This is a genomic window from Alteromonas sp. W364 (assembly GCF_031846205.1).
GTDB classification, from domain to species: Bacteria; Pseudomonadota; Gammaproteobacteria; order Enterobacterales; family Alteromonadaceae; genus Glaciecola; species Glaciecola blandensis.
In genome coordinates, this window is record NZ_JAVRID010000010.1 from 63,034 (window position 1) to 83,997 (window position 20,964).

Annotated in this window: 19 protein-coding genes; 5 read left to right on the plus strand and 14 right to left on the minus strand. The window is 43.6% G+C overall.

The window, feature by feature from the left end; all coding sequences use genetic code 11:
• The 4 genes from RM556_RS15305 to RM556_RS15320 are packed head-to-tail and all read right to left on the minus strand — an operon-like array spanning position 1 to position 3,967.
• Positions 1–633 carry an NADH:ubiquinone reductase (Na(+)-transporting) subunit D gene (locus RM556_RS15305; protein ID WP_311362947.1) on the minus strand — a complete coding sequence of 211 codons (633 nt, stop codon included), beginning with the start codon at positions 631–633 and terminating at the stop codon, positions 1–3.
• A gap of 9 nt (positions 634–642) precedes the next feature.
• Positions 643–1,422, minus strand: a complete 780-nt coding sequence (locus RM556_RS15310; protein ID WP_311362946.1) for a Na(+)-translocating NADH-quinone reductase subunit C — start codon at positions 1,420–1,422, stop codon at positions 643–645.
• Positions 1,412–2,623, minus strand: a complete 1,212-nt coding sequence (locus tag RM556_RS15315; RefSeq protein WP_311375009.1) for an NADH:ubiquinone reductase (Na(+)-transporting) subunit B — start codon at positions 2,621–2,623, stop codon at positions 1,412–1,414. The genes RM556_RS15310 and RM556_RS15315 overlap by 11 nt, the downstream gene beginning before the upstream one ends.
• 3 nt (positions 2,624–2,626) lie before the next feature.
• Complete coding sequence (locus RM556_RS15320) at positions 2,627–3,967, minus strand: Na(+)-translocating NADH-quinone reductase subunit A (protein ID WP_311375010.1); 1,341 nt, start codon at positions 3,965–3,967, stop codon at positions 2,627–2,629.
• A 224-nt stretch (positions 3,968–4,191) separates the two neighbouring features.
• On the opposite strand from RM556_RS15320, the gene RM556_RS15325 reads away from it, so the two are divergent.
• Positions 4,192–4,443 carry a hypothetical protein gene (locus RM556_RS15325; RefSeq protein WP_311375011.1) on the plus strand — a complete coding sequence of 84 codons (252 nt, stop codon included), beginning with the start codon at positions 4,192–4,194 and terminating at the stop codon, positions 4,441–4,443.
• Positions 4,444–4,483: 40 nt separating this feature from the next.
• Here RM556_RS15325 and fabV read toward each other — a convergent pair whose 3' ends face one another.
• The 6 genes from fabV to proB form a co-directional block, all read right to left on the minus strand.
• A complete protein-coding gene (gene fabV / locus RM556_RS15330; RefSeq protein ID WP_311375012.1) occupies positions 4,484–5,677 on the minus strand; it encodes an enoyl-ACP reductase FabV in 1,194 nt (397 codons plus the stop codon).
• 157 nt (positions 5,678–5,834) lie between these two features.
• The gene (locus RM556_RS15335; RefSeq protein WP_311362942.1) at positions 5,835–6,935 is read right to left on the minus strand and encodes a TRAP transporter substrate-binding protein DctP; all 1,101 of its coding nucleotides are present in this window, start codon (positions 6,933–6,935) and stop codon (positions 5,835–5,837) included.
• Positions 6,936–6,951: 16 nt separating this feature from the next.
• Positions 6,952–8,325 carry a TRAP transporter large permease subunit gene (locus RM556_RS15340; protein ID WP_311362941.1) on the minus strand — a complete coding sequence of 458 codons (1,374 nt, stop codon included), beginning with the start codon at positions 8,323–8,325 and terminating at the stop codon, positions 6,952–6,954.
• The gene (locus RM556_RS15345; RefSeq protein WP_311375013.1) at positions 8,325–8,861 is read right to left on the minus strand and encodes a TRAP transporter small permease subunit; all 537 of its coding nucleotides are present in this window, start codon (positions 8,859–8,861) and stop codon (positions 8,325–8,327) included. The genes RM556_RS15340 and RM556_RS15345 overlap by 1 nt, the downstream gene beginning before the upstream one ends.
• A gap of 173 nt (positions 8,862–9,034) precedes the next feature.
• Entirely contained in the window at positions 9,035–10,282 is a 1,248-nt protein-coding gene (locus RM556_RS15350; RefSeq protein ID WP_311362939.1) for a glutamate-5-semialdehyde dehydrogenase, read from the minus strand.
• Positions 10,282–11,385 (minus strand): glutamate 5-kinase, encoded by a 1,104-nt coding sequence (gene proB / locus RM556_RS15355; protein WP_311362938.1) that lies wholly within the window; start codon positions 11,383–11,385, stop codon positions 10,282–10,284. The genes RM556_RS15350 and proB overlap by 1 nt, the downstream gene beginning before the upstream one ends.
• Positions 11,386–12,032: 647 nt before the next feature.
• On the opposite strand from proB, the gene RM556_RS15360 reads away from it, so the two are divergent.
• Positions 12,033–12,464, plus strand: a complete 432-nt coding sequence (locus RM556_RS15360) for a DUF2177 family protein (RefSeq protein WP_311362937.1) — start codon at positions 12,033–12,035, stop codon at positions 12,462–12,464.
• Positions 12,465–12,494: 30 nt separating this feature from the next.
• Here the strand turns inward: RM556_RS15360 and RM556_RS15365 are convergent, their stop codons facing one another.
• The gene (locus RM556_RS15365; RefSeq protein ID WP_311375014.1) at positions 12,495–13,304 is read right to left on the minus strand and encodes a hypothetical protein; all 810 of its coding nucleotides are present in this window, start codon (positions 13,302–13,304) and stop codon (positions 12,495–12,497) included.
• Positions 13,305–13,418: 114 nt separating this feature from the next.
• Complete coding sequence (locus RM556_RS15370) at positions 13,419–14,039, minus strand: FKBP-type peptidyl-prolyl cis-trans isomerase (RefSeq protein ID WP_311362935.1); 621 nt, start codon at positions 14,037–14,039, stop codon at positions 13,419–13,421.
• 205 nt (positions 14,040–14,244) lie between these two features.
• On the opposite strand from RM556_RS15370, the gene ppc reads away from it, so the two are divergent.
• Positions 14,245–16,854, plus strand: a complete 2,610-nt coding sequence (ppc, locus tag RM556_RS15375) for a phosphoenolpyruvate carboxylase (protein ID WP_311375015.1) — start codon at positions 14,245–14,247, stop codon at positions 16,852–16,854.
• A 70-nt stretch (positions 16,855–16,924) separates the two neighbouring features.
• Here ppc and mdh read toward each other — a convergent pair whose 3' ends face one another.
• Positions 16,925–17,863: a malate dehydrogenase gene (gene mdh / locus RM556_RS15380; RefSeq protein ID WP_311375016.1), complete on the minus strand. Its 939-nt coding sequence runs from the start codon at positions 17,861–17,863 to the stop codon at positions 16,925–16,927.
• A gap of 222 nt (positions 17,864–18,085) precedes the next feature.
• Here mdh and argR point away from each other — a divergent pair, with 222 nt between their 5' ends.
• Both argR and RM556_RS15390 read left to right on the plus strand, forming a co-directional pair.
• Positions 18,086–18,550, plus strand: a complete 465-nt coding sequence (gene argR / locus RM556_RS15385; RefSeq protein WP_311363064.1) for a transcriptional regulator ArgR — start codon at positions 18,086–18,088, stop codon at positions 18,548–18,550.
• 66 nt (positions 18,551–18,616) lie between these two features.
• Positions 18,617–19,888, plus strand: a complete 1,272-nt coding sequence (locus tag RM556_RS15390) for a hypothetical protein (protein WP_311375017.1) — start codon at positions 18,617–18,619, stop codon at positions 19,886–19,888.
• Between the two features lie 199 nt (positions 19,889–20,087).
• Here the strand turns inward: RM556_RS15390 and rsmI are convergent, their stop codons facing one another.
• Positions 20,088–20,945 (minus strand): 16S rRNA (cytidine(1402)-2'-O)-methyltransferase, encoded by an 858-nt coding sequence (gene rsmI / locus RM556_RS15395; protein WP_311375018.1) that lies wholly within the window; start codon positions 20,943–20,945, stop codon positions 20,088–20,090.
• Between the last annotated feature and the right edge of the window lie 19 nt (positions 20,946–20,964).

A 20,964-nucleotide genomic window follows, 5' to 3' on the forward strand; every position in this document is an offset into this window, starting at 1 on the left:
TTATTCCTTAGGCTCTACTTGTTCTGGACGGATTGTACGGATGAACCAAATCATACCGCCAATAAGGAAGAACGAACTAAATGGTAGTATCAATAAGCCGTTACCCTGATACCAGCCACCGTTGGTGACCAATGGTAGGATTTCAAACCCTAAGATAGTACCGAAACCAGCCAATTCTTTTATTGTACCAATGACGATTAAGATAAATGAATACCCTAAACCGTTACCAAGACCATCTAGGAAGCTCATTCCAGGTGGCGACTTCATTGCGTATGCTTCTGCTCGACCCATAACAATACAGTTTGTAATGATCAGTCCGACGAATACCGATAGTTGCTTAGAAATTTCGTAAGAATAAGCCTTCAAAATTTGGTCAACAACAATTACCAATGACGCGATTATGGTCATTTGTATAATGATCCGCACACTAGATGGGATCTGGTTACGAATAAGAGAGATAAATAAATTCGAAAATGCACATACTGAGGTTAATGCCAATGACATTACCAATGCAGTTTCAAGTTTGGTAGTAATCGCAAGTGCTGAACAAATACCAAGTACGTGTAAAGCAATAGGGTTACTGTCTAATATGGGCCCAAACAGGGCTTTTTTCATTTCTTTAGTATCAGCCATTGTTCTGCCTTATGATTTCCAAGATTGCTTTTTCAGGTAATTACCGTAACCATTTTCACTTGCCCAGTACTGAAGCGTGTTTTGCACACCGTTACTGGTTAGCGTTGCGCCTGATAGTGCATCAACCGCATACTGGTCATCTTTGTTCTCACCTTTGTTTACTTCAATAGCAACTTCACCATTATCAAACAGCTTTTTGCCATCCCACTTGTCTTGCCATTCTGGGTTTTGAATTTCGCCACCCAATCCTGGTGTTTCTTTGTGTTGATAGTAAATAAGCTCACGGATGGTTTGACCATCTGCGTCGAGTGCTAAGAATCCATACATAAGGTCCCATAGACCACTACCGTGAACTGGCAAGACAAGACGTGAAACATCACCTGACTCATCTTTAACCAAATAAACAGAAGCGACTTTGGCTCTGCGTGAGAAACCCGCAGGGCTCCCCTCAACAGCAACGCTGGTTTCTTTTGCTTTGGATACACGACCGTACATGTCGTATGCTTTACCCGAACCTGCTGCAGGGTTTTCAACATACTCACCCGTTGCTAAGTCTACAAAGCGTTCTTCAACTTTTGCGTCGTATACGTCTGCAATTTCTTGCTTTGTTTTTGCATCACCCAACAAACCAGCCGCAGCTAAAATGTTTGATTGCTTATCTAACGCTGCGTTCGTTTGTTGTAGAGAGCGCAGGCCAACAGCTGACGCTGATACTACGATTGAACAAACCAAACAAACCGCAACAACGATGCCGACAGTTTTGCCTAAAGTTTCTTTTTTAGCTGACACGTGCAACCCTCCGTTTGATATTGCTTTGCGCTACGAAGTAATCGAATAGTGGCGCCCATAGATTTGCAAATAAGATAGCAAGCATGATGCCTTCAGGGAATGCAGGGTTGATGACTCGCACCAGTACCGTCATTAGACCGATGAAGAAGCCATACATCCACTTACCTTGGTTCGTGAATGATGCTGACACTGGGTCGGTTGCCATAAAGAACATACCGAACGCCAAACCACCAATCACAAAGTGCCAGTAGAACGGCATCGCGTAGATCGAGCTAGGGTCGTTCGCAAAGAAGTTAAGTAAGGTACTAAAGAATGTTACGCCAAGCGCCACACCCAATACAATCCGCCAACTTGCGATGCCGAGATAAATAATAAACAAACCACCAAGCATGATCATTAAGCTAGATACTTCACCCACCGAGCCAGGGATGTTACCCAAGAATGAGTTCATCCAAAGACCCATGTCAGTGTAGTCCATTTCACCATTAGCAGCGTTGCTCAACCAAGTCGCACCTGAATAACCATCGGCCAATTCAGCAGCAATCCATGGTTGGTCACCAGAAATCTGTGCTGGATAAGCGAAGTATAGGAACGCACGACCAGACAATGCTGGATTTAAGAAGTTACGACCAGTACCACCAAAGATTTCTTTAGCAATAACAACACCGAAAGTAATACCAAGCGCAACCTGCCATAAAGGAATTGTTGCTGGGAGTGTCAATGCGAATAACACAGAGGTAACGAAGAAGCCTTCGTTCACTTCATGCTTTCTCACTGATGCAAAAAGAACTTCCCAGAATCCACCGACGACAAAGGTCGTAGCATAAATAGGTATGAAGAAGCAGGCACCATAGAACATCATGCCTAAGACACCAGATTCAGCAGTTAAATTACCACCGAAAAATTGGAACAAACCGGCTTGCCAACCGTCATACATTGCGCCGCCTGCAATAATAGCGTCTTGCGCTTGCAAACCGACATTGTACATGCCGTAGAACATGGCTGGGAATGTCGCCATCCATACCATAATCATAATACGTTTAAGGTCAATACTGTCCTTAACGTGTGTATTTGCTGAATTTACTTTACCCGGCGTATAGAAGATGGTCGCTGCTGCTTCGTAAAGCGCATAGAACTTTTCGTACTTACCACCTGGTTCAAAGTCCGGTTCGACTTTTTCAATTAATGCTTTTAAACCCATGACTTAACCCTCTTCTTCTATCTTGGTTAAACACTCTCTTAAGATCGGCCCATAGTTATATTTACCTGGGCAAACATAAGTACATAAGGACAAATCTTCTTCGTCTAGCTCGAGTGCACCTAAATTTGTTGCACCCTCGGTATCACCAGAAATGATGTCACGAAGCAATAGAGTTGGAATAATATCCAAAGGCATCACTCGTTCGTAGTTACCGATAGGCACCATAGAACGATCAGAACCATTGGTTTGTGTTGTCATATTGAATAACTTTTTAGGTGACAAATGACCCAAGTATGCGCGAGTGACCGAGTGCTGGTTTGAGCCAGGCATAATCCAGCCGAACAAACGCTTTTCTTTATCTTCAACCAACAAAGACACTTGCGTATGGTAACGGCCTAAATAGGCATGTGGACCATTCGCATTTGTACCATTTAACACGGAGCCTGATACTGCACGCACTGGGCCATCAATCGTCTCGCCATCAATGATTTCGTCAATGCTCGCACCAAGCACCGTTGTTACAATGCGTGGCTTCGTTGCTGCTGGGCCAGCGAGAGAGATAACCTTAGTCGTATCGATTTTACCCGTAGACAGTAAAGAGCCGATTGCGATGACATCTTGGTAACCCACATGCCAAACAAACTTCTTCATGCCTACTGGGTCAAGGTGATGAATGTGAGTACCAACTAAACCTGCTGGATGCGGTCCAGCAAACTCATTAACGTCAACACTTGTATCACCAGTATGAATATCAGCACCCGGCGCTTTACTGACGTACACTTTACCGTCGGTTAGTTTAGCGAGTACTTTCAAGCCAAATGCAAAATCGTCTTTTCGCTCAGAGATAACGATCTGAGGGTCTACAGCTAAGGGATTAGTATCCATTGCCGACACGAAAATTGATGATGGAGTTGAACCCACTGCAGGATTCTTGCTGAACGGACGAGTACGAATAGCCGTCCACGCACCTGACTCAACAAGTAACTCCGCGATTGTCTCACGCTCAGCAGCAGCTAAGGCCGCGTCGTCGAAAGACTGGAAGGTCACTTCGTCTTCACCTTCAATCTTAATTACCACGGACTGCAAAACACGTCTTGCCCCACGGTTAACTTCGATTACTTCACCTGCTGCAGGTGCGGTAAATTTAACTCCCGGGTTTTTCTTGTCTTCAAAAAGCATTTGCCCTTTTTTGACTTTATCCCCGACTTGAACATGCATCGTAGGACGCATGCCATTATATTCTTCACCAAGGACTGCAACCTTCGTCACAGCAGGACCTGAATGGACCTTTTGTTCCGGGGCGCCTTCGATAGGAAGATTTAAGCCTTTTTTGATTTTTATCATATGTAATTGACTACTCTAATTTAAGATACCAATTTTAATCAGCCTATCGGCTTATCTACCTGAAAGCCGATTAAAATTTGCCTTTGCTTCCTTTACCCCTTCCTCGACAGCCTATTTATCTTGGCATTGAGTGGGGCGATAAATGTAGCAAAGTACCATATACACACTAGCTTGCTTCACATAAGTCTAAGCGCAGTCCTATTTAACAAGGCCTGCGTACATCCATGGTTTTTATTATTATGTGTCAGCGCGATCTTACTCTGATAGCAAACGCCTTTTACGTCATTAATGAAGAAAATGACAACCTGTTCTTCCATCAAGCAAATGATCGGCGGGATTTTAGCATTAATGAGGGTGAAAAGGCTATGCCAAAAGTACCAAAACGCCTAAATTTATTGAAGTATTGTGAACGAAATCTTCCACTTAGCACTGTACTTTTGACTAAAACTCGCTCTGTGAGCCTTGCAGAGCCTTAATACAGCGCTAAGTAGATACGATTTAAGCGTCTTGCGACTTTTACGACCAATTGACTATAGGGTTTACATCGGCCTCATAGTCAACACCTTGAATTTCAAAGCCAAATAGGTTCAAAAACTCTTGATGATAACCTGCGTAATCACTCAAATCATGGAAGTTTTCTTGAGTAACTTGGTCCCAAAGAGACTTAATTTTGGCTTGCGTGCCATCATTGGTCTCTTTTTCTTCCATATGGTATCGATTCATATCATCAACAGGCGGATTTTGCGCATATAAGCGCTCGGTAAACAAACCTTCGATTTGCTCGATACAGCCTTCATGCGTGCCTTCTTCCTTCATCACTTTATAAATGAGCGAAATATACAAAGGCATAACAGGGATGGCTGAGCTAGCCTGTGTGACTAAGGCTTTGAGTGAAGATACATTCGCACTGACCTTTTTGTCTTTTAGCTTTTCGATAATCGACGCTGCCGCGCGATCGAGATCTTCTTTTGCCAAACCAATGGTTGCTTGACCGTAAATTGGCCACGTTAATTCTTTGCCAATGTAAGTGTAAGCTGTTGTTTTTGCTTCATCGGCAAGCACACCAGCTTCGCCCAACATGAACAACCAGCGCTCCCAATCTTCACCACCCATGACTTTTACTGTGTTATCAATTTCTTCTTGATTCGCTGGTTCTAGCGTTATTTCATGGACTTTATCTTTATCGGTGTCGTAGGTTTTGGTTGTGTAGGCTTGCCCAACCGGCTTCAAGGTCGATTTGAACACTTCACCTGTATCTGGATCTGTGCGTCTTGGCGATGCAAGGCTATATATGACCAAATCGACTTGACCCAAATCGTCTTTGATTTTCTTAATTGCAGCGTGTTTCATCTCATCAGAAAAAGCGTCACCGTTCAGCGTTTCTGCGTATAAGCCTTGAGCCTTAGCTTGGTCATGAAATGCCGCGGTATTATACCAACCTGCCGTCCCTGTTTTTCTTTCCGATGGTTCTTTTTCGAAGCAAATACCCAGTGTTTTTGCACCAAATCCAAAAGCCGAGGTAATGCGTGAAGCGAGACCATAACCGGTCGAAGAACCGATCACTAATACATTTTTAGGACCAGCAAGCGCTGCTTTATCTGCCACATTTTTAGATTTTACATACGCGATTTGACTTTCAACACTTTTTGCACAGCCAACAGGGTGTGCGTTTGTGCAGATAAATCCTCTCACTTTAGGCTTAATAACCATTTTTACTTCCTTCTTTTATCGCGTGCTTAATTGATGTTATGAAACGCGCGCATTCTAATATGAATAAAGACATAAACAGATCAGAGCAGCCAAAATATGCTCAAATCTGTCTATTTATTTGATATGAAGCCTTTTACTCTGAGTAAACAGCTAAGAACTACTCTCGATTCTCGTAGTATTCTTGTTCTGAAATTTTGTGATAGGCTTTTACACTTTGATAAAAAGCATCATATGATGCATAGACCTTGTCAAAAGCCTCATCATCCGATCTTTTTTGTTTTATCACTTTTGCTGTTGCCACTTTTAAGGCTTCAATTACGTCTTTAGGGAGTGGTCTCATTTCAATACCATGTTCTGAAAGCAACTGCTTCATCGCATTAGGATTTCTTGCCGTATATTCATCAAGCATGTCCTGATTAGCAGCGCGTGTTGCAACTTCAACGATCATTTGCAGATCTTTAGGTAAAGCTTCGAATGCTTCTTTATTGACCGTAAACTCCAACATCGTACCTGGCTCATGCCAGCCGCTGTGATAATAATACTTAGCTGCTTTGTGCAAACCAAAGGCAAGGTCATTATACGGGCCAACCCACTCTGTAGCATCAATAGCGCCGGTTTGTAAGGCCGTGAATAACTCACCACCCGTTAAGGTAATTGGCAAGCCTCCCACTTCTTTGAATACCTCACCACCAAGGCCGGGAATACGCATTTTCAAGCCTTGAAAGTCTTCTAAACTATTGATCTCTTTTTTGAACCAGCCCGCCATCTGAGTGCCTGAGCTACCACCGGCAAAAGGAATAACGCCATAGGGTTCATAAAGTTCTCGCCACAGCTCCATCCCACCGCCATAGTGCAGCCAAGCATTCATTTCAGTCGCATTCATCCCAAATGGAATGGTAGTAAAAATAGGAGCCGCTGGCATTTTGCCTTTCCAATAGTAAGCACCAGCATGTCCCATTTGGACACTGCCACTCGCTACTGCATCGAACACTTCAAAACCTGGTACTAATTCTCCAGCGCCATAGACTCTGACTTCCAGTCTGCCGCCAGACATTTCATTCACATATTCAGCAAAAGTTTCAGGCCCTTTACCTAAACCAGGGAAATTCTTCGGCCAAGACGTCGCCAATTTCCATTTAATCGTCTCTACCGGCTCTGCCGCCACAGCAGAATCGGTGCTTTCTCCACTTTTTCCACCACACGACGCTAGTGTGATAAAAGCTGCCGCTGCGAACAAAACGTGTAATGAACGCTTCATAGTTTTCTCCTTAAATTTAGTTATTGCCATAGACTACATTAGGCAACCAAGTAATCACTTCTGGCCAAATAGCCATAATGACCAATAACAACAATTGGATGGCGATAAATGGGATCACGCCTTTGTAAATTTGTTCCGTTCTTACCGTGTCTGCCGTTACCCCACGTAAATAGAATAAAGCAAAGCCAAATGGCGGTGTTAAGAAGCTGGTCTGCAAGTTAACTGCAATCATAATACCTAACCAAATAGGATCCATCCCCATCATGATGAGAATGGGCGCAATGATGGGTACGACGACAAAGGTTATTTCAATAAAATCCAGAATGAAGCCCAACAAAAAGATAACCACCATGACCAATAACATGGCCGTAAACGCGCCTCCTGGCAGATCATTGAAGAAGTCGTTCAATAACTCTTCACCACCAAAACCGCGAAAAACCAGTGAAAAAATACTTGCCCCTATAAGAATCAAGAAGACCATCGAGGTAACTTTGGTGGTTTCTCGCACGACATATTTGGTATTACTCTTTGAAATCTGCTTTTTAAATAATGCTAATAATACTGAACCCATTGCGCCAACACCCGCAGCCTCGGTTGGCGTTGCTTTTCCAGTCAGTATCGAGCCCAAAACAGCCACAATGAGAATTAAGGGTGGTAACAGGGCTTTGAGTAACTCCATCACATCGGCATGTTCATTTTCTTGACCATGAGCGGGGACGTGTGACGGGCTGAAGCGACTAACGCCCCACAAATACAGGAGATAAAACACAACTAAAATTAAACCAGGAATGAGCGCACCAACAAACAAGTCGCCCACAGACACACTGTCCGGTGAGAAAATGCCCATGTCTAGCTGCGCTTTCTGATATGCACTTGAGAGCACGTCACCTAGCAGCACCAGTGCAATTGATGGCGGTATGATTTGACCTAAGGTTCCTGTTGCACAAATTGTTCCCGTGGCTAAAGAAGCTGAGTAGCCCCGTTTAAGCATGGTTGGAAGGGACAACAAACCCATTGTAACTACCGTAGCACCAACAATACCTGTACTAGCAGCTAGTAACATACCTACAAGCACAACTGATACGCCCAGCCCTGTTTTGAAGCGGCCGAGCAAAGCAGACATAGCCACGAGTAAGTCTTCTGCAATCTTTGAGCGCTCGAGTACCACCCCCATAAAAACGAACAGTGGCACAGCAATTAAAGTTTGATTGTTAACAATACCGAATAGACGGCTGGGTGTTGCCAACAGATAACTCGCGTCGAACACACCGAAAAAAATACCAATGCCAGAGAAAAGTAGTGATATACCGGCCAATGTTAAGGCCACAGGGTAACCTACCAACAGAAAGACACATACAACTAGAAAAAGGACTAGCGATAGTATTTCCATTAGTTATCACTCCCGTCTTTACTGACAGGGGCCGATGAATCTAAATCAGATAGAATGAAAACCTGTTTGATAACTTCAGAGATACCTTGCAAAAGCATGGTAAACGAAAATACTAAAATAAAAGATTTTAAGATATATAGAAATGGCAAACCACCTGACTCCATTGAGCCCTCTAATGTTTGCCAAGACTCAGTAACATAATGCCAACTGACAATAGTGATAAAGATCATGACAGGAAGAAGTAAGAAAACACTACCAATGAGATTGGTTAAAGCTTTACGCTTTTGACTAAAGCGGCGATAAAATACGTCTACACGAACATGCCCATCGTGTTGAAGAGTATATGCACACCCTACTAGGAAAACAGCGGCGTGAAGATAGGTTACCGATTCTTGCATGGATATCCAACCGAGATTGAAACCATATCGTAAAACAACGATAACGAAAGTAATTGCGGCCATTAAAAACGTAAAATAGCTAACCCATTCACCTAGCTTTCGATTCATCAAATCAATCAACGATGATATTTTTGACAAAAAGCTCAACAACGACATGGCATACCCTCGCCCCTTTGGTCATTTATTACATAAATGTTAATGGCTTATTCTTGCACATCTAGTTCCTAGGAGTTAAGTTTTTTATGAAAATATGGCGCAAAAAAAACGCCAAGCATATAGCTTGGCGTTTTGTTGGGTAAAGTTAAGTGAAATTAGGCTCTTATTTGGCCATTTCCATCAACGAGATATTTTTCTGTCGTTAAGGACTCTAATCCCATCGGTCCATAAGCGTGTAATTTGGTTGTTGCAATGCCGATTTCTGCACCTAAACCAAGTTGACTGCCATCAGAGAATCGTGAAGATGCGTTTACCATCACAACTGAGGCATCAACCGAGCGCTGGAATCTCTTCGCCACCAATTCATCTTTGGTGCAGATAACTTCAGTATGGTTACTACCAAAGCGAGCGATATGCTGCATTGCGCCTTCAACACTTGGTACTATTCTCACAGCAATTTCCAAGTCTAAGTATTCTTCACCAAACTGCTCTTCTGTAATCGTCGTTGCATTATCAAAGTATTTTGATGACGCTTCACACGCGTTCACTTTCACAGAATGCTCTTCTAAGATTGGTCCTGCCAATGCCAAGAAGTCTTCAGCAATTTCCTCGTGAACAAGCAAACCTTCGATAGCGTTACACACACCTGTTCGTTGCGTTTTACCATTCACTAGCAAATTAATCGCGGTTTCAAGATCTGCATCTTTATCAATATATAGGTGACAAACACCTTTAAAATGCTGGATGACGGGTACTTTACTGTTCTCAGTCACGTAATTAATCAGACCTTCGCCACCGCGCGGGATGATCACATCGATGTAGTCTTTTTGTTCCATCAACTCTTGCATAAGCTGTCTATCTGGATTGGGAACAACTGAAATTAACTCTCTGGGTAAACCATGCTTTTCCAACACGTCTTGCAGCAAGTTTGCGATAAATTTACTGCTTGCTAAAGCTTCTTTACCACCGCGTAATATCGCCGCATTCCCTGACTTAAAGCACAGGCCTGCCGCATCCGCAGTTACATTCGGGCGTGCTTCATAAATCATACACACAACGCCCAGTGGCACTCGCATTTTTTTGATTTTCAGGCCATTTGGGCGTGTACCGATTTCACGCTCGACCCCTACTGGATCAGGCAAGGTTGCCACGGTCTCAAGACCTTCAGCCATTGCTTCGATTCTTTCCTGATTCAGAGTGAGGCGGTCGATCATGGCATTCGACAAGCCATTTTCATTTGCCAATTGCAAATCTTCCAAGTTAGCAGTGATGATTTGATTGGTGTGCTCACGCAGGCTCACCGCCATATCAAACAGGACTGCATTCTTATCCGCTTCATCTATTACTGAGAGGACTCGTGCAGCTTCTGCTGCATTTTTAGAAAGGGTTTTAATTAAACTCATTATTCCTCCAGTAGGGCAATGTTATTATCTGAAATTATTGGGCCAGTCGTGTTTTGAAGCTTGCTGGCGAAGGCTTTGTCGTCTTGGTCAGCAATAAAGCTAAGCAAACAACTACTGTAGTTCGATTTCGCTTTTGCGAGTTTTGTGCCATCGTCTTTACGCACTAAGATCGTGTCTCCTACTGCAAAATCACCATTTACTGCGACAATTTCTTCGCTAGTAAGCTGCTCACTATCATCATCTAGTTCAGCGGTGAAAGCGTTATCGACGACTACCTCACCTTGCGCTGTGGATGTATGTGTCATCCAGTGCAGATGCTCTTGCATCGGCTGCTTATCTGGTGAGAAATGCGTGCCTGGGTTGTTGCCAGACATTAAGGAATTAAACGACTGCTCAGTAAATCCGTTAATAATGTACGTATCTATGCCGTGTGCTACCGCTTTTTCAGCAGCTTGAATTTTGGTTTTCATACCACCTGTACCCACTGCACTGGTTGCTCCGCCTGCCATCGCATAAATTTGGGGGTTAATATCATTGACTACTGATAGTAACTTCGCCTCAGGATTCTCGTGGGGATTACTGTCGTACAAGCCATCAACGTCAGAACAGATGATAAGGGTATCCGCGTCAGCTGCAGTAGAAATCATGGCGGATAAATTATCGTTATCGCCTACCTTCAATTTATCAGTGGTAACGGTATCGTTCTCGTTCAAAATTGGCAAAATACCGTTATCTAAAAGACTGAAAATCGTCTCCTTAATACTCACATAACGCTCTCTGTCGCGCAGGTCGCCATGTGTTACGAGAATCTGTGCGGTCGGAAAGTCGAACAATCGATCCCACGTCGCCATCATTTCAGATTGCCCCGCCGCTGCCATCGCTTTCTTCGTAGCCATGTTTATTTCGCCTTCCTGCTCGAATAAATGCGAGCCAGCCGCGACTGAGCCAGAAGAAACTAAAACAACTTCAATCCCCATTGTTCGGCATTTTACGATGAATTGCGCAATACCAAGTAAATAGTGACTGCTGCAACCATTCTGATTCGGTGCGATTAAGGCACTTCCCACCTTTATCACTATCCGTTTCCAGTTTGCTACGCTCATTTTTGTCTCCAAAGTTTTTATACAGTTATGCAACGCTAAGTTGCGCTGATGAATTTAATTTTAAAATGCTAAGAATTAGTTTCGTTTGCTTCTTGTTTCTTTTTGCTGATGGCAGCATTGAGTCAATCGATACACTCGTTGAGAAAGCATAAAGCAAGTAGAGGATTTACAGGCCGCTGGGTGGGCCCTGAGTGCTAATGGGACTCTTAAGAATTGATAGGTTTTGTGGCATTAGATTGGTTCGTTCACTAAGGAATTCAGAGCTCGCGAAGCCATCAGCGATCTGAGCGCTGTTGCCTTGCTGTTTCGTTACTGAATTCCTGATCGATAAATACATACTTTTTAAATTTAACTCTATTAATTAGATGTCTAACTATATTATTGACGATTTAGGGGGGAGAAATCAAGTTAAAAGCCATTTTATATTGCATTTCATATATCAAAAAGCTCACCACATTAGATTCAATGCAAACATTTTATAAGGAAATACGTCAGAGAATAGTTATTATTCCTACTCTAAAAATGTTACTAATGATGTTGAGCAATAGACTGGTAGCAGTGAATGCGCGATGTTACTTCGCTACTGATAATGACTTAGTATATGCTGGTGTATTAGTTGCTCAACATAACAATCAGCGGGAGACCACATGCTAGAAAAAATAAAACAACAAGCCGGAAGCATCTTGCTTGCAAGCTTGTTTATACTGATCACTTTTGGCATTCTTGATGCAATTTGGCTGGGCTGGCTATCAGTTGAGCTGTATCAGACTGAAATGAAAAGCCTGCTACGTGATAATTTTATTACATGGCCTTGGCTCGTGTTTTACCTTATGTACGGCGCGGTAACCTTTGTTTTGACCACAGTGCCGAACCGGGAGAAGCCTTGGTTTTATTCCACTATTGATGGTGCTCTGCTCGGTCTTGCAAGTTATGGCGCATACAACTTAACTAACTACAGCATCATCGAAGGTTTCACTTTAAAAATCATGTTAACTGATTGGTGTTGGGGGATATTTTTGACAAGTTCTTCCGCCACTGCGGGATGGTTTGGTTATCAAAAAGGCAATAAGAGAAACTAGTATCACGACCTGTGTGGCGTCAAATGGTACTCAATTCACCTTTGCGCCACTCACGATTAAATAGAACCATGAGCGGTCTTCAGCGTTTTCTGCTTCATCTTTGAAGTTACCCGATATTGAACTAGACGAATTGAAGTCCCACCAAGACTGCATTGCCATGTCACTGAGAATCCCCTCACGCCATTGCAATAGATTATCAGGGAAAGCTCGCACTTCACAGGTTCCCTCACGACAAATTACCGATTCTAGCTGCAAATATGAACCATATTCGTGAGTTACAATGAAGTCACTAATACGTGTTTGCATCTCGATGCCCCAGCCTAAATCATCCTCGGCTTCATGCAGCTTTTTAAAATGATCGGTGACAAAGTTCGGTGAGTTCGCAATTTGTTGGTCAAAGGGGGCTGGCACATACTTTTGAACTTCTTCTAGTGTGATTGCATCAGGGATATCAATACCCGCCTCTGTCAGTGCACGGTTGGCATTGTCAAGCTGACTTAACGCTTGAGTGTACGAGTTATTCAACGTTTTATAAAGGTCCTCAAGTCGCGCCACTTTTTCCTGTAACTTCCTCTCTTCCTCACGTTTTTTATACTGAGCTTCTCTCACCGTGACCTCATCGCTCGCCACAGAGCCATCAGAAAGGCTTGTTACTTTTTTAGAAAATTTGTCATTTGCAGTATTCTCAGTATCACCATTGGCCAAGGAGTCAGAATTAGCCTCCTCACGTTCTTCGGTAATGGTTGTGGTGATGATGTGGGTACTCGCGGATCGTTCACCAATTAAGAATGCAGCAACAATGCTAACGAGGTAAAACGCGGCTAAGGTGAGTTTTTGCATAAGTAGTCCTTTATTCTATGCATGAATCAAGCTAAAAAGAGTAGCTAATTTTTAGTCATAAAAAAAGCCGTTCCTGCAATCTCTCGCAAAAACGGCTTTTCGTCAATCAGCTAACTAGCCAATGATATCTAATAACTCTACATCAAACACTAATGTACTGTATGGACCAATTGCACCACCAGCACCTTGTTCACCGTAAGCTAGGTCATGTGGCACATATACACGCCATTTAGAGCCTACAGGCATGATTTGAAGTGCTTCAGTCCAACCTTTGATTACGCCACCCACTGGGAATTCAGCAGGCTGACCGCGGTCATATGAACTATCAAACACGTCACCGCTAATCAAAGTCCCGTGGTAATGCACGCGCACTGTTGATGCAGCAGTAGGAATGTCACCATTACCTGCAGTCAAAATTTCGTACTGTAAACCAGATTCAGTCGTTACAACTTCTTCGCGCTTACTATTTTCTTCTAGAAACTTAGCGCCTTCTTCTACTGCACCAGCAAACTGCTCTTGCTTAGCTGCCTGCATGCGCTCATGAATTTCAGTGAAGGCGGCACGTAAGTCGTTATTATCAACTTGTGGCTGAGCACGGTTAAAACCGTCAGTTAAACCAGCGATAACTGTATCAACGTCCATTCCATCGAAAGGATTGCCAGCTAATTGCTCGCCCATTTGATAACCGATACCGTAACTTGCTTGTAACTCTACTGTTGAATACTTATCTGACACAGGGTCTCCAAAATTTATTAAATTGAATAAGTTAATTTGTTCGCGCACAGGGTAGCACATTCAACAAAGCATTAAAATTCGTGAACGAGACGAATATAAGCGCTTCAAGACCCACAAGGCATATGATAGCGACGAAGAAATTAGACTTTAGGCTGAATGATGTATATCTTGTTATTAGACAAAAAACATGAGGAAAATGTTAAATATGAATGATTCGCTCAACGCACAATTGAAAGATACTGTACGTTATTTAGGTGCAACATTAGGTGAAACGATTGAAGCCGAGTTAGGCAGTGAATGGTTGCAAAAAATCGAGCAAATCAGACAAGATGGCAGGGATTCTTATGCAGGTGAAACCGAAAGTACTCAAAGACTGACAGACTTATTCGCAAGTTTAGATAACCGCTCCCTGCTTACTATCGGACGGGCTTTTGCACAATTCCTTAATTTAGCCAATATTGCCGAACAAGAGTTTAATAGCGCTAATCAGCGTGATGAGTCTCTTGCCGTTTCTTTGGAGAAAATTAAATCATTAGGTGCTGACCGCGAAAAGGTGCTTGCCGCCGTCAAAAACTTAAATATAGATTTAGTATTAACTGCACACCCAACGGAAGTTACGCGTAGAACACTGATTCACAAACATCGTCAATTAGCCTCACAACTACAAGAGTTACACACAACAAACATTACAGAACACAATGAAAAGCGTGTGAAAACCCGTATTGCAGGACTCATCAGTCAAGCTTGGCATACTGAGGAAATTCGCTCGGTAAGACCAACACCAGTAGATGAAGCGCGCTGGGGTTTTTCAGTGATAGAGACGTCATTATGGGAAGCTGTGCCCGAGTTTTTGCGTGAATTGGACGAATACTTACAATCACAATTTGATATTTCCCTCCCCTTAGATGCCAAAACAGTACAATTCAGTTCTTGGATGGGTGGTGACCGTGATGGTAATCCATTCGTGACATCAACGGTCACAGAAGAAGTCTTGCGCAGAGCTCGTCGAAGAGCCGCGAAATTGTTTTCTCTCGACCTCGACAACCTTTATATCGAGCTGTCGATGAACGACTGCAATGAACAATTAAGAGAGTTAGTTGGTGATGCGAAAGAACCCTATCGCGCCGCATTGAAAGCGGTTAGAAATAAGCTTGAGTTGACTCGCGATGGCCAAATTCCGGTGGAGGAATGGGTTGCAAGTAATGATGAATTACTACACCCTCTCATGGCCTGCTATGACTCCTTGCACGATTGTGGCATGCAAGTCATTGCTGAAGGTGCACTGAAGGACACGATCCGACGCGTCCATAGCTTTGGTGTTAACTTGTTGAAATTAGATATTAGACAAGACTCTGAGCGCCATGCCGATGTATTTAGTGAACTCACAAGATATTTGGGCATTGGTGATTATGGCCAATGGAGCGAAGAAGACAAACAAGCATTTTTACTACGAGAGCTTAGCTCTAAACGTCCTTTGATCCCTCATTCATGGACGCCAAGTGACGATGTTCAAGAAGTCCTCGACACCTGTCGCGTAATTGCAAGACACAGTAAAGAAGGCTTTGGCATTTATATCATATCAATGGCAAGCGAAGCATCTGATGTACTTGCCGTACAGCTATTGCTCAAAGAGTGTGGCGTTACATGGCCAATGCCCGTCGCGCCATTGTTTGAAACATTGGATGATTTAAATAACTCACCCAAAGTCATGCGAAGCCTACTCGATATTGACTGGTACAGAGGTTATATCTCGGGTCGTCAGTACGTGATGATCGGCTACTCAGATTCTGCCAAAGATGCTGGCTCACTGGCCGCAGGTTGGGCACAATATGAATCACAAGAAGCGCTGGTCCAACTGTCAGAAGAGAAAGACGTGACACTGACTTTGTTCCATGGCAGAGGCGGCACAATCGGCCGTGGTGGCTTGCCTGCCAAAGCAGCGATCCACTCTCAACCTCCAGGGTCTTTAACAGGCGGGTTTAGAGTCACAGAACAGGGTGAAACAATTCGCTATAAGTTCGGCATGCCACAATTGGCTAAACGTAGCCTATCAATATATGCTGCCGCCGTTGTTGAAGCGATGCTCTCTCCGCCACCTGCGCCAAAAGAAACTTGGCGTGAAACGATTATAAAGATGGCTGCTCTTGGTCGCGATAATTACCGTGGCGTCGTCAGAAGCGATCCAGAATTTGTTCCCTACTTTCGCGTAGCGACACCTGAACAAGAGCTTGGTAAATTGCCTTTAGGCAGTCGACCAGCGAAACGCAACCCACAAGGCGGTATCGAAAGTTTACGCGCGATACCATGGATTTTCGCATGGGCGCAAACACGCATGGTGTTGCCATCTTGGTTAGGTGTGATGAAAGCGGTAGAAGCAGTGAAGAATGATGGCAATGATGATGTTGTCAAAGACATGATCGACAATTGGCCATTCTTTAACTCACGTTTATCTATGCTGGATATGGTATTCAAGAAGGCAGAGCCGCATATTAGCGCAGCATATGACGCCAGACTTGTCCCAGACAACCTGAAGCATTTCGGTGAAGGGTTGCGTGCAGAATTGAAACAGAGCATTGATTCAATTTTACGCATACTCGATCACACAGATATGATGGAGGATGACCCACATGGACGCTTGTCGATGGACATTCGAGGTGGTTATTTAGAACCTCTGCATTATTTACAGATTGAGCTGCTTGACCGAATTCGCAAAGAAGGCTCATCTGAATATAGTGATAACGATATTGCGACACTCGAAATGGCAATGATGGTTACCATTACAGGTATTGCAATCGGCCTAAGGAATACGGGTTAGTCGCTAAGCTCTATTCGATAGACATAAAAAAAGCCAGCATATGCTGGCTTTTCTTTTATATTTACTTAAATTAAGCAGTAACGAACTCTACGCCTAATTTAATATCACCGCGAAGGCCTTCTAACATAGCATTCTTAGCATTTTCTTCGAAGTCGCTTAAATCACCGTACGGTAAAATTTCTTCAACGCCGTTTGGACCTAAACGTACTGGATGTGCAAAGAAGGCTGCATCTTCAGAGTCGTCAACTTGAACGTAAGTATATTCAACAACCGCTTCACCCTTCATTGCTGCAACGAGTGACAAGCAGAAACGTGCTGCTGCTTGACCCATAGATAAAGTTGCAGAACCGCCGCCAGCTTTAGCTTCAACAACTTCAGTACCTGCGTTTTGAATGCGAGTAGTCAAGCTAGCAACTTCTTCATCACTGAAGCTTACGCCTTCAACCTGTGATAACAATGGAAGGATAGTTGTGCCCGAGTGGCCACCGATAACAGGTACGTGAACATCAGTCGTCTTCAAACCTTTAAGATTTGCAACGAACGTTTCCGCGCGGATAACATCCAAGGTAGTGACACCGAATAACTTATTCTTGTCGTATACACCTTTGGCTTTCAAGGTCTCTGCAGCAATCGCAACAGTGGTATTAACCGGGTTAGTAATCACACCAACACATGCTTTTGGACAGTTGTCCGCTACAGCTTCGATAAGGTTCTTAACGATACCTGCGTTAATGTTGAACAAATCAGAGCGATCCATACCAGGCTTTCTTGGTACACCCGCCGGAATTAGAGCAATGTCACAACCAGTCAGTGCATCAGCTAAGTCATCTTTTCCATGACCCGTCACTGCAACATCGGTAGGGATATGGCTTAAATCAACAGCTACACCTGGGACAACCGGCGCAACGTCATACAAAGCAAGTTCAGAACCTGCCGGTAATTGAGTTTTTAGTAATAACGATAGGGCTTGACCAATACCACCAGCGGCGCCTAGAACAGCTACCTTCATAAGAATCTCCTGTTAATTTAGCATTTAATTATACGGGCGACACCATAAGCCATAACCGTGCAAATCTCAATCACCGGATGGTCTTATATAGATTATTTTAGTTTACGATTACAAACAATTTACCTAGTTAACACTTTTGTCACACATTTTTATTTCATTCGTTTGCGAAAACCAGAGTGCTGTTGCAGAATACCCTAAAATTCAGTTAGGAAAAGAATACACATGTCGACAAGTAAACAAGACGCCTTAATCAAAGCATTCAAAGAGTTGCTTAAAACCGAGAGCTATGGCTCACAAGGCGAAATTGTTACAGCCCTGAAGGAACATGGTTTCGATAATATCAGTCAATCCAAAGTCTCTCGTATGCTCAGCAAATTCGGTGCGGTGAGAACCCGTAATGCTCGGGGTGATATGGTCTACTGCCTGCCGCCTGAACTAGGTATGCCAACGGCAAAAAGCCCTTTAAAGCAACTCGTTTTAGACATCGTGCACAACAATGTGATGGTCATCATTCGAACGAGCCCTGGAGCAGCGCAACTTATTGCTCGTTTACTTGATTCATTGAGTCATACCGACGGCGTACTCGGTACCATTGCTGGCGACGATACAATTTTCATCGCGCCAGCCGATATTACGCAAATTGAAGACCTTCGCCAACGAGTTGAAGACCTTTTTGAGAGTGTATAAAGCGCATGTTCAGCGCCACAAAGTGAACCCGAAATCTTCGCCTCAACTTCGTTTTATCATGAGGTAATGAATACTGCTCCATACCTTCCTGACGACAAAGGGCATAACAATTTATGCGCCGACCCTAATAACTTGCGAAAGGACTATACAGGTACGTACCAAACAAGTAAGAAAGTCGATTACAGTAATGCGCGTTGGGAGGAAAGAGTTAGCCATGATTGGAACGCTTTTCCAATGCTGGATAAGTCAGTGGGTAAAGTATTAGTGATTGATATTAAACAGAATAATGGCGAAGCTGTTTATCATTACATGTCAAATGCAAACACCCAAGCGACACTATATGAACCTTGGAGCTCTTCAAAAATATTCGCCTTTACGGGCGCAATTGCTGCATTGAAAGAGCAAAACAATTCGATCGTGTCGGCCCAAGGGAAAATTGGATACACCAATATTGCTGATTTAATCACCAGCATCAACAGTTATGAAGCGTTCGGTGACGCCAATGGAGACAGCAATGCTATTGCTACCTTCTTTGCCAATGTTGCAACTCGTGAATACTTAACTGCCCTATTTTATGAGAAGTGGTTAAGACTAAGTACGCCGCATATCTTTTTTCGAGGTTCCTACGGAGCAAGTAGCTTCGAGCCTCAATCTAAAATTTGGTCAGCCATAGACGGTACTTCACAAACCCCTTTAGATTTTAACAATGATGCTAGTAAAGATAAGGCGTATCGCCCCTATCGTTGTGAAACCTGCGGTACGACTGGTAACAAACCGATGACTACGCTAGCACAAGCCGAGTGGCTGAAACGCTTAGCCATGCATCAAACTGACGCCAAGACACGCCATCCATTCCTTGATGAGAGAGATATTAAGACCTTATTCTATGGTGCCGGTAATTCAACAGGTTCCTCACAATTAGGCGGTATGTCTGTCGGGATATCTACGATGCTACAGGATGCAATCGCAAAGCAACTTTTAAGGCGAAGTGAACCACACGCGACACTCGATACAGTGGATACCAAGCAACGAAGACAAAAATACAAATCAGTGCTAGATAGTCAAACCAATGGCTTATGGCGCGTTTTTAATAAAATCGGTTGGGGGCCAAGTGAAACGAGAGGAACAACCGAGAATGTATTGTTAGCCTATGTTTGTTTGCCAATGACTGCCTTAGTAGGCGAATCTTCTTCTGTCCGTCCTGAAAATGAAAGTATTGCATTTGTGATTGCTGCTCAGGTCGCCGTCGATGGCGCAAGCGAAGAGCTAATGAGCGAAGCCGGACAAAAAATGCAAGATTTGATAGACACGGTCTTAACTACATACTTCTCACTGTAAAAAGCAGTAAGTTAAAAAGTGGATAGTGACTAGGGGTCACCGCCTTCGCGGTGATGACGAAACGCGCGGTGATGACGAAACGCGCGCCATCATTCCCGTGAAGGGGACTAGGGATCACCGCCTTCGCGGTGATGACGAAACGCGCGCCATCATTCCCGCGAAAACTACAGTCATTCCCGCGAAGGCGGGAACCTAACAGCTAATCCTTATCACTTTTTAACTTCAAACCTGCTTCGTACAATGCGTTCTTTTTAAGGCCATAGTGTTCAGCAGCAATTGCAGCCGCTTTTTTCAAAGGTAATTCTGCTGAAACTAACTTGAGCAGATCCAAAGCGCCCTGCGATATCTCGCCAGTCTGGAGATTGTTAGGGCAATAAATCATCAGTACAAACTCTCCTTTTTGATGATTGGGGTCTTGCTCCAACCACGCTAAGACATGCTCTGCGCTGCCTTGGATATATGTTTCAAAGGCCTTGCTTAGTTCTTTCGCCAAAACGATTTCATGATCTGTTTGCAAATTCGCAGCGCATGCCATGACGGTGTCTCTAATTCGCCTCGGCGCTTCATAAAAGACAGTTGTGTACCCACTATTATTAAGCGCCTCTAAAGCCTTTGCTTTTGCTGCTTGCTTTACAGGTAAAAAACCATGGAACATAAATTTGTCAGTTGGCAAGCCAGATGCACTGAGAGCTGTGGTTAACGCGCACGGACCAGGCAAGGAAATCACCTTTATTCCAAACTCTCGACAATCACGCACAAACACATACCCGGGATCGCTAATCAGGGGGGTGCCCGCATCTGAAATGAGAGCAACATCACTTCCTTTTTGTAATAGTTCTACTAATTGTTTCGAACGAGCGGCTTCGTTGTGGTCATGCAGAGATATCGTCTTCGTTGGAATTTCGCAGTGAGATAGTAAACGAGAAGAGTGCCGAGTATCCTCGGCCGCAATGATATCAACAGAGCTCAGTACCTCTATCGCACGACTGCTAATGTCAGCTAAATTACCTATTGGAGTGGGTACAATGAAAAGCCTTCCGGCTGGGTTATTTTGCATTAATTTCATTCTATATTGA

What these genes read in the sequence shown, in the direction of transcription:
- argR (WP_311363064.1), top strand. Translation starts at nt 18,086, where the DNA reads ATGTCGACAAGTAAACAAGACGCCTTAATCAAAGCATTCAAAGAGTTG.
- RM556_RS15390 (WP_311375017.1), top strand. Translation starts at nt 18,617, where the DNA reads ATGAATACTGCTCCATACCTTCCTGACGACAAAGGGCATAACAATTTA.
- proB (WP_311362938.1), bottom strand. Translation starts at nt 11,385, where the DNA reads ATGAGCGTAGCAAACTGGAAACGGATAGTGATAAAGGTGGGAAGTGCC.
- RM556_RS15320 (WP_311375010.1), bottom strand. Translation starts at nt 3,967, where the DNA reads ATGATAAAAATCAAAAAAGGCTTAAATCTTCCTATCGAAGGCGCCCCG.
- rsmI (WP_311375018.1), bottom strand. Translation starts at nt 20,945, where the DNA reads ATGCAAAATAACCCAGCCGGAAGGCTTTTCATTGTACCCACTCCAATA.
- mdh (WP_311375016.1), bottom strand. Translation starts at nt 17,863, where the DNA reads ATGAAGGTAGCTGTTCTAGGCGCCGCTGGTGGTATTGGTCAAGCCCTA.
- RM556_RS15325 (WP_311375011.1), top strand. Translation starts at nt 4,192, where the DNA reads ATGGTTTTTATTATTATGTGTCAGCGCGATCTTACTCTGATAGCAAAC.
- ppc (WP_311375015.1), top strand. Translation starts at nt 14,245, where the DNA reads ATGAATGATTCGCTCAACGCACAATTGAAAGATACTGTACGTTATTTA.
- RM556_RS15365 (WP_311375014.1), bottom strand. Translation starts at nt 13,304, where the DNA reads ATGCAAAAACTCACCTTAGCCGCGTTTTACCTCGTTAGCATTGTTGCT.
- RM556_RS15335 (WP_311362942.1), bottom strand. Translation starts at nt 6,935, where the DNA reads ATGAAGCGTTCATTACACGTTTTGTTCGCAGCGGCAGCTTTTATCACA.
- RM556_RS15350 (WP_311362939.1), bottom strand. Translation starts at nt 10,282, where the DNA reads ATGAGTTTAATTAAAACCCTTTCTAAAAATGCAGCAGAAGCTGCACGA.
- fabV (WP_311375012.1), bottom strand. Translation starts at nt 5,677, where the DNA reads ATGGTTATTAAGCCTAAAGTGAGAGGATTTATCTGCACAAACGCACAC.
- RM556_RS15360 (WP_311362937.1), top strand. Translation starts at nt 12,033, where the DNA reads ATGCTAGAAAAAATAAAACAACAAGCCGGAAGCATCTTGCTTGCAAGC.
- RM556_RS15315 (WP_311375009.1), bottom strand. Translation starts at nt 2,623, where the DNA reads ATGGGTTTAAAAGCATTAATTGAAAAAGTCGAACCGGACTTTGAACCA.
- RM556_RS15305 (WP_311362947.1), bottom strand. Translation starts at nt 633, where the DNA reads ATGGCTGATACTAAAGAAATGAAAAAAGCCCTGTTTGGGCCCATATTA.
- RM556_RS15340 (WP_311362941.1), bottom strand. Translation starts at nt 8,325, where the DNA reads ATGGAAATACTATCGCTAGTCCTTTTTCTAGTTGTATGTGTCTTTCTG.